13 protein-coding genes are annotated in these 11,752 nt (G+C 31.8%); 10 read left to right on the top strand and 3 right to left on the bottom strand.

Annotated elements, in window-relative coordinates; genetic code table 11:
• Nucleotides 1-69 precede the first annotated feature (69 nt).
• Entirely contained in the window at nt 70-1,266 is a 1,197-nt protein-coding gene (locus ACJDU8_RS14900; protein WP_406792944.1) for an MFS transporter, read from the top strand.
• Between the two features lie 11 nt (nt 1,267-1,277).
• Here ACJDU8_RS14900 and ACJDU8_RS14895 read toward each other — a convergent pair whose 3' ends face one another.
• Nucleotides 1,278-2,171 carry a DMT family transporter gene (locus ACJDU8_RS14895; protein ID WP_406792943.1) on the bottom strand — a complete coding sequence of 298 codons (894 nt, stop codon included), beginning with the start codon at nt 2,169-2,171 and terminating at the stop codon, nt 1,278-1,280.
• A 259-nt stretch (nt 2,172-2,430) separates the two neighbouring features.
• Here ACJDU8_RS14895 and ACJDU8_RS14890 point away from each other — a divergent pair, with 259 nt between their 5' ends.
• From ACJDU8_RS14890 to ACJDU8_RS14880, 3 genes are read left to right on the top strand one after another with little or no spacing between them, the layout of a single operon-like run.
• A complete protein-coding gene (locus ACJDU8_RS14890; protein ID WP_406792942.1) occupies nt 2,431-3,351 on the top strand; it encodes a ketopantoate reductase family protein in 921 nt (306 codons plus the stop codon).
• A gap of 38 nt (nt 3,352-3,389) precedes the next feature.
• Complete coding sequence (locus ACJDU8_RS14885) at nt 3,390-4,265, top strand: response regulator (protein WP_406792941.1); 876 nt, start codon at nt 3,390-3,392, stop codon at nt 4,263-4,265.
• Complete coding sequence (locus ACJDU8_RS14880; protein WP_406792940.1) at nt 4,247-4,708, top strand: chemotaxis protein CheX; 462 nt, start codon at nt 4,247-4,249, stop codon at nt 4,706-4,708. The genes ACJDU8_RS14885 and ACJDU8_RS14880 overlap by 19 nt, the downstream gene beginning before the upstream one ends.
• Before the next feature lie 160 nt (nt 4,709-4,868).
• On the opposite strand, the gene ACJDU8_RS14875 is transcribed toward ACJDU8_RS14880, so the two are convergent.
• Both ACJDU8_RS14875 and ACJDU8_RS14870 read right to left on the bottom strand, forming a co-directional pair.
• On the bottom strand, nt 4,869-5,249 hold the full coding sequence (locus ACJDU8_RS14875) for a L,D-transpeptidase (protein WP_406792939.1): 381 nt from the start codon (nt 5,247-5,249) through the stop codon (nt 4,869-4,871).
• 100 nt (nt 5,250-5,349) lie between these two features.
• Nucleotides 5,350-5,673: a DMT family transporter gene (locus tag ACJDU8_RS14870; RefSeq protein WP_406792938.1), complete on the bottom strand. Its 324-nt coding sequence runs from the start codon at nt 5,671-5,673 to the stop codon at nt 5,350-5,352.
• A 528-nt stretch (nt 5,674-6,201) separates the two neighbouring features.
• On the opposite strand from ACJDU8_RS14870, the gene ACJDU8_RS14865 reads away from it, so the two are divergent.
• The 6 genes from ACJDU8_RS14865 to ACJDU8_RS14840 are packed head-to-tail and all read left to right on the top strand — an operon-like array spanning nt 6,202 to nt 11,676.
• Nucleotides 6,202-8,193: an alkaline phosphatase family protein gene (locus ACJDU8_RS14865; RefSeq protein WP_406792937.1), complete on the top strand. Its 1,992-nt coding sequence runs from the start codon at nt 6,202-6,204 to the stop codon at nt 8,191-8,193.
• Nucleotides 8,194-8,201: 8 nt separating this feature from the next.
• Nucleotides 8,202-8,558: a thioredoxin family protein gene (locus ACJDU8_RS14860; RefSeq protein WP_406792936.1), complete on the top strand. Its 357-nt coding sequence runs from the start codon at nt 8,202-8,204 to the stop codon at nt 8,556-8,558.
• Nucleotides 8,559-8,570: 12 nt separating this feature from the next.
• Entirely contained in the window at nt 8,571-9,386 is an 816-nt protein-coding gene (locus tag ACJDU8_RS14855; protein ID WP_406792935.1) for an ABC transporter permease subunit, read from the top strand.
• Between the two features lie 58 nt (nt 9,387-9,444).
• Nucleotides 9,445-10,491, top strand: coding sequence for a taurine ABC transporter substrate-binding protein (locus ACJDU8_RS14850; protein ID WP_406792934.1), 1,047 nt, complete (start codon nt 9,445-9,447; stop codon nt 10,489-10,491).
• 15 nt (nt 10,492-10,506) lie between these two features.
• A complete protein-coding gene (locus ACJDU8_RS14845) occupies nt 10,507-11,328 on the top strand; it encodes an ABC transporter ATP-binding protein (protein WP_406792933.1) in 822 nt (273 codons plus the stop codon).
• A gap of 6 nt (nt 11,329-11,334) precedes the next feature.
• On the top strand, nt 11,335-11,676 hold the full coding sequence (locus ACJDU8_RS14840; RefSeq protein WP_406792932.1) for a thioredoxin family protein: 342 nt from the start codon (nt 11,335-11,337) through the stop codon (nt 11,674-11,676).
• The last annotated feature ends 76 nt before the right edge of the window (nt 11,677-11,752 follow it).

Below are 11,752 nucleotides of genomic sequence, written 5' to 3'. Positions count from 1 at the left end.
TCTAATCAAAAGTATTTTAATATCTTTAGGGATAGATTTGTGACTTGTAAGCAAAGGAGAGAGTTAAGAATGAATCGATTCTATGTTAATTTTTTGACTGCAGGACATTTTGCTGCAGATTTCTATCAAGGGGCATTACCTGCAATACTTCCTTTTCTTGTTTCAGATAAACATTTTAGTTATACAGCTGCTGCCTTTTTGATTTTTGCAGCAAATATTAGTTCGTCTATAGTACAACCTTTGTTTGGAATTTGTTCAGATAAAATTTCTGTACCATGGACACTGCCTTTTGGTTTAATAATGGCGGGAGTGGGCTTTGGCATATCAGGAATTATAAATAATTATTGGATCATGGCTGTTTTTATAGCATTAAGTGGTATTGGCATAGCTTCTTTTCATCCAGAGGGAGTGAAACTAGCAAATAATTTTGCTGGAGAAAATAAGGCTACAGGTATTAGTAGGTTTGCCGCAGGTGGAAATATAGGATTTGCAATAAGTCCTATAATAACTACGGAAATTTTGTTATTGTTTGGACTAAAGGGAACAATTATTTTGGCATTGCCTGCTGTAGTTATGTGTATAATGTTTTTATTTCAATTATCAAATTTTACAAAAAATAAGGATAAGATTAATGTTAAGTTAGAGCTAAAGGCGAAAGATAGGGTTGATGAGTGGAAGCCATTTGGTCGTTTAACAGCAACCCTTACTTGTCGTGCTATGATTTTCTTTGGGCTTAATACATTTTTGCCCCTTTACTGGATACATGTATTAAACCAATCTAAACGAGGAGGAAGTATAGCATTATCAACACTGATACTTATAGGAGCAGTGGGAACCCTTATTGCAGGGCGTTTAGCAGATAAATTGGGAAATAAAAAGGTAATAATGGCAGGTTTCCTAGCTCTTATACCTTTGCTATTTATATTTATAAATGTTAGTAGTGTTTTTATATCAACTGTGTTATTAATACCAATAGGTCTTGCACTCTATGCACCATATAGTCCTATGGTAGTATTGGGACAAAAGTATTTGCCAAATCATATGGGATTAGCATCAGGAGTTACTTTAGGACTGGCTGTTACCATGGGGGGAGTGATTTCGCCACTGCTTGGATGGATATCAGATAATTATGGAATTCATGCAGCCATATCCTGCCTGACTATATTACCCATTGCTGCAGTGTTTTTAACTTTAACTTTACCTATGCCAAAAGTTGATTCCGTTGGAAATAACATTAATAAGGAAAAAGCTCTTGGAAAATTATAAAAATGTACAAATCAGCTTTTAGCACTGCCGAAATTAGAAAGTTGAGATAGAAGCATCCCTGACATCATTAAAAAACAGCCCAAATATTCTCTTAATTGTAAGGTTTCGCTTAAAATTATCATACCACCTATGGTAGCAAAAACAGATTCCATGCTAAGTATAATTGCAGCATGGGAAGGTTTGGCGTGTCTTTGGCCCAGTATTTGCAAGGTATATGCTATACCTACGGAAAATATTCCACCATAAAGTATGGGGATAATAGCTCCATACAGATTGTGTATATTTGTTTTTTCAAAAATAAGCGACACTGTCATACTAAGTATGGAACAGGTTAAAATTTGTACAAAAGATAACTTTAATCCATCCACTTTTTTTATAAAGCGATCAATAAGTAGTATATGTATTGCCCAAAAAAATGCACCTATAATCTCTAATAAATCACCCTGGCTTATAGAAAAATTTTCATTAACGCTTAAAAAATATAAACCGATGGCAGTTATAGTTACGCTAATCCAGGTAATTACGGGCGTATTTCGTTTGAGGAAAATACTTATAATAGGTACAAATACTATGTATAAACCTGTTATAAATGCTGCTTTTCCTGCAGAAGTATAATTCAATCCTATTTGTTGAAAAGAAACTCCAAAAAAAAGCACACATCCAGTTATGATTCCTGGAGTTATGAAATTATAGGACTTATTATAATTATTTATATTTTGATTTGGTGCCTTATTAAAGTATAGGAGCAGGGGAATTAAAGAAATACCTCCCAGTGCAAACCTAACTCCATTAAAAGCAAAGGGTCCTATATATTTTGCACCAACCTTTTGGGCTACAAATGCCATACCCCATATTGTTGCTGTTATCAAAAGAAGAATGTTGGATTTTAATTCTTGTTTTTTCATTTAATTCTTATCACCTACCTAAATAATTTAAATTTTATTGGTATTATTGTGCTCTTACGCCAATATTATAATCATATCACAACAATTTCTTTAATTACAAGACATTTATCCACTAAGAATAACATGTAAATATTCTTGTTTTTTTATAAGAAACAGTATACTATAAAGTCATGATATTTATTTTTAAATAAGTATCTATGTTAATAGTTATTTCTTTAAATGTACCTATACCTAATATAAGAAAAGAGGGGATATTTTTATGAAGAGCATAAAAAACATATCTGCTATAGGATTAGGGGCTATTGGATGCGCATATAATAGTAAGTTATATGATATGAATCCATCAGGAATAAAAGTTATAGCAGGGGGACAAAGGGCAGAGAGATATAAAAAAGATGGATTTGTAATTAATGGAAAGAGGTATGATTTTACATATGTATCTCCGCAGGAAAAGTGTGAGCCCGCAGATTTAATTATTGTTTCAGTAAAAGCAAATCAGTTAAATCAAGCTCTTATGGATATAAAAAATCACGTAGGGAAAAATACAATTATTCTTTCTCTTATGAATGGGATTACTAGTGAAGAAATTATAGGAAAAGAGTACGGTATGGATAAGATGTTGTATTCACTATGTATTGCTATTGACGCCAATCGTAAGAAAAATAATATTTATTTTTCTAGTTATGGCAGTATAATTTTTGGGGAAAAGAAGAATATAATTTATAGCGAAAAGGTACAAGCTGTGCAGGAACTTTTTGATAGAGCAGAAATTTCTTATGAGATTCCTGAAAACATGTTACGTTCTTTATGGTGGAAATTTATGGTCAATGTAGGTATAAATCAGGCTTCAGCAGTGATTAGGGGTACATATGGTATATTTCAAACTGTAAAAGAAGCAAGGGACCTTATGGAATCTGCTATGTGGGAAGTAGTGGAGCTATCTAAAAAAGTTGGCATTAATTTAGATGAAAGTGATATTAATAAATGGTATAAGGTGTTAGATACCATGAATCCTCACAGTAAAACTTCAATGTTTCAAGATATTACCTATGGAAGGAAAACTGAAGTTGATATGTTTGCAGGGACTGTTTGTGAACTGGGAGAGAAATATGGGGTACATACCCCTGTTAATAAAACATTTTTAAATATAATAAAAGTATTACAGAATGATGAAAATTGATTTAAATGCTATTTACAATTATGAAGGTTGGTGGAAAAATGAAAAATATTAGGATAGTTATTGTTGATGATTCTCCATTTTCAATTGCGCTGCTTAGAGATATACTTACTGAAAATGGATTCGATGTTGTAGGAGAAGCGGCTTCATTAGAGGAAACTGTTGAAGTTGTAAGTAAATTAAAGCCAGACATTGTAACTATGGATATGACTATGCCTGGAACAGACGGCATTGAATGTACCAGGGCAATTCATTCCATAGATTCAAATATAAATGTCATAATAGTAAGTTCTATGATGGACGATGAAATAATAAAGAAAGCAAGAAAGAATCATGCTTCGGGATATGTTCAAAAACCAGTAGATCCTGAAGAACTTTCTCTTTTGATAAATAGAATAATGGCAGATGAAGAACTTTTTAAAGAATTAGAAGGTATATATTACAAGGTATATAAAGAAGCTTTTATGGATGTATTTAATAAGTTAGTAAAATCAATTCCTGAATTTAATAAGGAAGATAAATCAAATGTAGAACATGTATCCAAGGGAATATCTATTGTTATGGGAATCATAGGTAAGTATTCTGGCAGGATGTTACTTGATATGTCTTATGATACTGCAGAAAGCTTTTGTACATTTATGCTAAAAAGAAAACCTAAAGATTCGCAGGAAATGCTAAATATTATGGGTGAGATATCTAATATGATAGCAGGAAATGCATCTTCTGTAATAAACAGAACTAATAAATTAATGGGATTACGTGTAGCGCCTCCCACTATATTTTATGGAAACTCTATAAATATATCCAAGGCGGAATTGGATACCACTACGTCTTCCATAGCTAAAACAAACTTTGGGGATATTTATATAAATATAGGTTTTCAAAGGAGGTCAGGAGAATGGATGTCAAGCATATAAATCCATTTCTTGATGCATTTGTAGATGTAATGCCTCAACTAGGTATAAGTGATTTAAAAAAAGGTAAACTTAGTGTTAAGGCCAAAACTATAAATAGTATTGGGGTTTTAATTATAATTGGAATTGTAGGAGATTTAAAAGGCAATATTATATATGGAACTACTGTAGAAAGTGCAAAAAATATTGCTTCTAAAATGATGATGGGAATGCCGGTTGAAGAATTAAATGAGATGGCTCAAAGTGCAATTTCAGAGATGACGAATATGGTAACTGCAGGGGCCTGTACTCGTTTTTTTGAAGAAGGTATTAATATAGATATATCAACTCCTACTTTAATGTATGGTGAGTTTACGGCCACTGCTAGTAGTGAAAAGGTATTATGTATTGAAATGCTTGTGGGGGGATTTCCTTTTGAAATTAATATTTCAATAGAAAAGAATTAAGTAAAAAGTAAGTAAGATATATATAAATTCAAGTGTTATATTTTATTATTAAGAACCGCTTGATAAAATTAAAAAACATCCTGGGTTAGTAATTTTGGGGATGTTTTTTTATACCAAATTTTAGCTATCAATATGAAAATTTACAGAAAATTGCAGGTGGCTAAATAATTTTTACCACAGTACCTACTGGAACTATATTAAACAATTGTATTACATCTTTATTAAACATTCTTATGCATCCATGAGATACCGGTCCACCTATAGAGTGAGGATTGTTTGTGCCATGTATTCCCACACCTTTAGCATTTAATCCCATCCACCTGGCACCATAGGGACCACCAGGGTTTACCTGTTTGTTTATTATTTTAAATATTCCTCGTGGGGTAGGAGTCCTGCCTTTGCCAATTGCTACAGGATAAGTTTTGTATACTTTTCCATTTTTATACAAATTAAGTCTGCGGGCAGCCCTGTTGATTGTGATATTATATATGGGATTGGGACTGCGAGATAAAAAATAATCTGTAAAAGGACAGATGTTCATATAACTCTCCAGAAAATTAATTGTTCTTAATTTATTAGTATGTAAAAACAAGATTAATGTTAACTGTTAATAATTTTCTGGTGTTTTCTCTTAAAATTTTTTAATGGTGTACACCGCTTAAGTTTAAGCCTATTATTCCAGTAATGATTAAGATGATGGATATTACTTTTAGTATGTTTATTGTTTCTTTAAAAAGTAAAACACCCATAATGGATATAATGGTAATGCCAACCCCAGACCATATGGCATAGGCTATGCTTACATCTATTTTTTTTAATGCTATTGAAAATAAAGCAAAGCACATAAAATATGCAATAAACATACCTAGGGATGGGAAAACTTTAGTTAATCCATTAGAAATTTTCATTAATGAAGTTCCTATTAATTCTAATATAATTGCTAAAGATAAAAAAAGCCAGTACATTTATATTCTCCTTTTAAATATTGATTTCAATATCAATTGTTACAGCAAACTCCTTCCATAATTACAATATAAATAGTATACAACAGAAACTTTAGTTATACAAAATAACTAAAATTTATTGGGGGTATAAATATTAGTTAATTGACAGTATATATTAAATGCTATAGTATATACCTATGTTGAGAATATAAAATGAGTTTTGATGTATAATTGTTACATTTAAACAGAGTTGTTGACCAGAAAGCTGGAGACAGGTTTTATATAGTAATTAAAGTGCTATATATTAATTTGTCATCCAGCTTTTTATAGTTGATTTAACTTAGGCATCTTCAAATAAATAACTAGTCAGTATGGCAGCCTATTTTCTATAATACTGCGTCAGCAGAACCCTATGATAGCACCACTATCAAAGGAAGCTGATTCCTTGTCTTATGAAAAGTAGTCTTACCATCTTTGCCTTATTATTTATTTTCAGATACCTTATTCATAATAAAATTTGTTTACTAATAAGCTTACAGGAGGTATAAAATGTCGAATAGTCAGGTTAGAGCTAAAAAAGTACTTTTATTAGGATTAGATGGTGCGGATCCAATGCTAGTTGAGAAATATGTAAATGAGGGTAAATTACCTAACTTCAAGAAAGTAATATCCAGTGGTGTTACAACAAAAGATTATTCTATGAGAAGTGTATTGCCAGCAATTACTCCTCCTAATTGGGCGTCTTTGGCTACAGGAGCGCTCCCAAACACTCATGGTATAACTTGTTTTTGGAACCACACTCTTGGGAACTCTTTAGATCAATTAGATTATGGCTTTGATTCAGGATTATTAAAAGCAGAAACTATATGGGAGGCTTATGCAAGGCAAGGGAAAAAAAGTATATTATTTAATTATCCTACAGCATGGCCACCTAAAACTGAAAATGATATTTATGTAGATGGTACAAGTATTTATACAAATTTAAGGGGATACGTGGATTATGAAAAGGTATATAGCTGTATTGAGGGCGATTTTCCTATAAAAGAAATACCTCATGTTCTGGATAATACTGGTACTGATTGCAGAGTTGAAGGTGAAGTATCCTCTGTAAAAGCAGATATAAGCAAATCTGAATATGACGGATATGGATATACTCCATCTGATATTGTGACTTCAGAAGCAGATGGTGAATTATCTGCGGATGTTCCAAATGCAGATAAGATAACTACTCCAATAAAACCTGGTGCCGGATGGAAAAATGCACCTAATAAATCAAAAGAAGTTATTTTACCAGTTAATAATGGTATGACAAGGCGGTATGGGTTAATAGTGGCAGAGGACGGTAAGAACTATAATAAAATAAAAATATATGTTAGTAAACAGGATGAGAATCCAATTGGAGAGGCAGAGGTAAATCAGTGGAGCCACTGGATTTATGATAATTATAGGATTAATGGTAAAGTCACTAAAGTAGCTTATAAAATAAGGGTAATTGATTTAAAAAGCGATGGAAGTAAGCTGACTTTTTATTATTCATTTGCGCTTGATTTATATAGTGAAAAATATTTTTATCCATCTAAAATGGGAAGGGAACTGTATGACAAAATTGGACCTATGCTGCAGCCAAGCAATTATGATAGATTAAATACAACTGCAGATAAGATTATGCTTGAGTCCATTACGGAAATGTATGATTGGCATGTAAAGGCTATTGATTACTTGTTAGATAATAAAGAATGGGATCTTTTGTATCTTCATATGCACGGCATAGATATGTACAATCATTTTTATTTGGATTATACATTTAAAGAAGTTTCTAAGGAATATAAAAGATATCAGGAGTTAATATATAAGATTTATGAACTAAGCGATAATTTTATTGGAGAAATGTTAAAACGGCTTGATGGAGATACTGCCATTTTTATTGTTTCAGATCATGGTGGTGTTGGTAAAAACCCATATACGGAGCATCCTTTAATTGGAGATATGTGGGGAATAAATACTGGAATAATGGGAGATATGGGGTACACAAAACTAAAAGAGGTTAACGGAAAACTCCAGATAGATTGGGAGAAGACTACAGCGGTTTCACAGAGGGCTGCATTTATTTATATAAATTTAAAGGGAAGAGATCCTGAAGGAATTGTAGAACCAGAAGATTATGATAGGTTGGTACAAAAAATAATAGATGATTTATACAATTATAGAGATCCCAAAACAGATAAGAGAGTAATAAGTTTTGCTTTAAATAGAAATGACATGGAAGTTTTAGGACTTGGAGGGGAGAATTCAGGAGATATATTTTATATATTGGAACCTGAATTTACCAGATGCCATGGAAATGGGTTAAGCAATTATACGCTTCTAGGTTATTCCATGAAAGCATTATTTGCAGCTGTAGGGGCTGGCATAAAGAGAGGAGTTAGTATTGATAGAAATGTTGGGGTGGAGGATATAGTTCCAACTGTAAGCTATTTGACTGGAGTGTCTGTTCCTAAAAATGCAGAAGGCGGCATAATATATCAAGCATTGGAGGAATAATTAATTTTATGGATAGGGAATTTATTTTAAGTATAAAGGAAGATAATTTTGATAATCTAACTTTTGAGAATAATACTCCTGCAGTGGTATTTTTTAACGCAGAGAGATGTAAAGTATGTAATATAATGCATCCAATTATAGAGGAAATAGCTAAAAATTATTATAACAAATTAAATGTTTATTCGGTTGACGTTGATAAGCATGGGGAATTAGCACAAAGATTCAGACTAAATGGCATACCTACACTTTTAATATTTAAAGAAGGAGAAATAATAGAAAAAATCACTGGTTTTCATAATAAAGATGCACTGGATAAAATAATTAAAACAGCAATAGACAATATAGAAAGTAAATTCACTATTTGAGGAATGATTTTTATGTTAAAGAAAATATTTAATCTATTAAAAACTAATATCATAAAGCACAGATATAAACTAGTTTCTGTAACATCAGTTATTATAGTATTCCTAATTTGGTATATAGGCAGTAAATTAAATTGGTTCAACCCTGTATTTTTACCCTCACCAGGTGCTGTATGGTCTATATTCATTGAAACTTTAAAGGAAGGATATAAAGGATATTCTCTATATTTTCACATATTTGCAAGTATGAGAAGATTATTTATTGCTCTGTTTTTAGCTTTTATAACAGCTGTACCATTAGGGCTTGCAGCTGGAAGCTGCAGATTGTTACTTGCTATATTGGATCCATTTATTGAATTTTATAGACCACTTCCTCCTCTTGCCTATTATACACTTTTAGTATTGTGGTTTGGCATAACTGATGTTTCTAAAGTGATACTGCTATTTTTAAGTGCATTTGCACCCCTTTTTATTACAGCGGTATTCAGTGTGAAAAAAATACCCCAAGATAGAATAAATGGATGCAGATCTCTTGGAGCATCTAAATTTAAATTATTTGTTTACGTTATATTTCCATCTTGTTTGCCAGATTTGCTCACGGGATTTAGAACAGCAGTGGGAGTGGCATATGCTACTTTGGTAGCTGCAGAAATGGTGGCGGCTGTTTCTGGAATCGGGTGGATGGTATTAGATGCCAGTAAGTTTTTGAGAAATGATGTGGTATATATGGGAATTATAATTATGGGTGTAATTGCTATATTTATTGACGCTTGTATTAGATTTGTTCTAAAAAAGATTTCACCTTGGATTGAAGAAAAAGACAAATTATAAAGTAAAAATATTTAAAGAGAACAGTATGCATTATTTATAATTATAAGGAGAGATAATAATGATGATAAAAAAACATCTTAAAATTGCTTTAACATGTATAACTATAGGGATTTTGGCATTTACACTAGGATGTCAAAACAGTAGTAAAAGTTCTAATGCTGGAGATAATAAGCCCAAACAAATCCGTATTGGATACATGACATCTCCAAATGGAGAACTTCTTGCAAAAGCTACAGGTGCTGTGGAAAAGAAATTTCCTGGCATAAAAATTTCTTGGATAAAATTTGATGCAGGCCGTGATATAATTACAGCTATGGCCAGCGGATCATTGGATCTTGGAACTATAGGCACTCCCCCTGCGGCATCTGGAATAGCAAACAACCTTCCATATTATGTATATTACATTGATGACATTATAGGAGATAGTGAAGCTTTAGTAGTAAAAAACAATTCTGGAATAAACTCAATTAATGATATAAAAGGAAAGAAAATAGCTACTACTTTTAGTTCAACTTCTCATTTTAGTTTATTAAATGCCTTAAAATTAAATGGTATTAAAGAATCGGATTTAACACTTCTTGACATGCAGATGCCTGATATATTGGCTGCATGGCAAAGAGGAGATATTCAGGGGGCTTATGTATGGGAGACCACTAAATCAAAGCTTATAGCTGATGGAGGAAAGGTTATTATAACATCCGGAGATTTAGCTAAAAAGGGAGCTATTACAGGTGAGCTTGGTATTGTTCGTAAAGATTTTGGAGATAAATATCCTGAAATACTTAAACAGTATGTTTCAGTTTTGAATGATTCTGTACATCAATATAAAGAACAACCAGAAAAATCTGCTAAAGCTCTTTCAAAGGAATTAGGATTATCAGAAGAAGATACCCTTAAATCTATGAATGAAATAATTGTTCTTGATGCTAAGGATCAAGTAAATGAAAAATATCTTGGAACCTCAAAGAAACCAGGAGATTTTGCAAAATTATTGAAAAGTACTGGAGATTATCTGGTAACGCAGAAGGCAGTAAAATCTTCACCAGATTTATCTGTATATCAAAAAGCTATATTAACAAAGTTATATGATGAAGATAGCAAATAAGGGGATGTAGTATCAATGAATTCAATAGAACCCGGATTAGTAAATGAATCCTTAGACCCAGGTTTGAATATATGTTTAAAAAATATAAGTTTAAATTATAGTCAATATGGTGGCTATATTCGAGCTCTTGAAAATATTAATCTTAAGTTATGTGATAATGATTTTATATGTATTTTAGGATCTTCAGGATGTGGAAAATCTTCGCTTTTAAATATTATTGCCGGTTATGAGAAGCCATCAGAAGGTGCTGTTTCTATTAATGGAAAGGTGCATATGAAACCTGATCCCCAGGTAGGTGTGGTATTTCAACAGCCCAATTTACTGCCATGGTTAAGTATAGAAAAGAATATTGAGTTTGAATTAAAGATGAAAAAACTGCCTAAATTCCAAAGAACAGAAATAGTTTCTCATTATTTAAAGTTAGTTGGTTTGGAAAAATTTTCGAAATTGCTTCCTCATCAGCTTTCAGGAGGCATGAAGCAAAGAGCTGCCATTGCAAGAACTCTGGCAACAGATCCTAAAATAATACTTTTAGATGAGCCCTTTAGTGCCCTTGATGCACTTACACGTGAAAAAATGCAGAGACATCTTTATTTTATATGGCAAAAAACTCAGAAATGTTTATTCTTTATTACACATGATGTAGATGAAGCACTTTTACTGGGCAGCAGAATTATTATTATGCATTCTAATCCGGGAAGAATAGTTAAGGAATATAAAAATCCACTTAAATATAAAGGAGAAGATTTTAAAATAATTAGATCCAGAAAAGAATTTTCGCAAATGAGGGAATGTTTAATAGATGAAATACAAGAAGATGATAGAAAGGAATTTTAGGTACCTTTGAAAAAATTGGCATTAAAGATAATTGGAGAAAGAGAATTTGATAAGGTTATTTTTGAAAGTAATATGGATTCAATAGTATTTTTTGGAGCTATACGATGTAAAGTCTGCAGAGAACAAATTCCAATATTAGAACAGGTTGCTTATGAGTATAGAGAAAAAGTTAAAACTTACTGGATAGATGTAGATAAGTATGAAGATTTATTTTATAGATTCAGACTTCAGGGAATACCTAATATAATCATATTTAGCAAAGGTGAGGTTGTAGAAAAAATTCGGGGACTTAATTCAAGAGAAACCTTAATTAAAATAATAGATAAAATTTTGTATGACTTTGTCTGATAGGTAAGGAAAATCTTACAAAGTTGTAAATAGTATTACTGCATGATATAATTACCTAAAATAATTATGATATTAT

The organism is Candidatus Clostridium eludens, assembly GCF_045310515.1.
GTDB classification, from domain to species: Bacteria; Bacillota; Clostridia; order Clostridiales; family Clostridiaceae; genus Clostridium_B; species Clostridium_B eludens.
Note: the sequence above shows the minus strand (reverse complement) of the source record. Positions and strands in the feature narration are given on the sequence as shown.

Coding starts and splice junctions, on each gene's coding strand:
- ACJDU8_RS14850 (WP_406792934.1), top strand. CDS start 9,445: ATGATGATAAAAAAACATCTTAAAATTGCTTTAACATGTATAACTATA.
- ACJDU8_RS14895 (WP_406792943.1), bottom strand. CDS start 2,171: ATGAAAAAACAAGAATTAAAATCCAACATTCTTCTTTTGATAACAGCA.
- ACJDU8_RS14845 (WP_406792933.1), top strand. CDS start 10,507: ATGAATTCAATAGAACCCGGATTAGTAAATGAATCCTTAGACCCAGGT.
- ACJDU8_RS14890 (WP_406792942.1), top strand. CDS start 2,431: ATGAAGAGCATAAAAAACATATCTGCTATAGGATTAGGGGCTATTGGA.
- ACJDU8_RS14870 (WP_406792938.1), bottom strand. CDS start 5,673: ATGTACTGGCTTTTTTTATCTTTAGCAATTATATTAGAATTAATAGGA.
- ACJDU8_RS14885 (WP_406792941.1), top strand. CDS start 3,390: ATGAAAAATATTAGGATAGTTATTGTTGATGATTCTCCATTTTCAATT.
- ACJDU8_RS14875 (WP_406792939.1), bottom strand. CDS start 5,249: ATGAACATCTGTCCTTTTACAGATTATTTTTTATCTCGCAGTCCCAAT.
- ACJDU8_RS14865 (WP_406792937.1), top strand. CDS start 6,202: ATGTCGAATAGTCAGGTTAGAGCTAAAAAAGTACTTTTATTAGGATTA.
- ACJDU8_RS14900 (WP_406792944.1), top strand. CDS start 70: ATGAATCGATTCTATGTTAATTTTTTGACTGCAGGACATTTTGCTGCA.
- ACJDU8_RS14855 (WP_406792935.1), top strand. CDS start 8,571: ATGTTAAAGAAAATATTTAATCTATTAAAAACTAATATCATAAAGCAC.
- ACJDU8_RS14880 (WP_406792940.1), top strand. CDS start 4,247: ATGGATGTCAAGCATATAAATCCATTTCTTGATGCATTTGTAGATGTA.
- ACJDU8_RS14860 (WP_406792936.1), top strand. CDS start 8,202: ATGGATAGGGAATTTATTTTAAGTATAAAGGAAGATAATTTTGATAAT.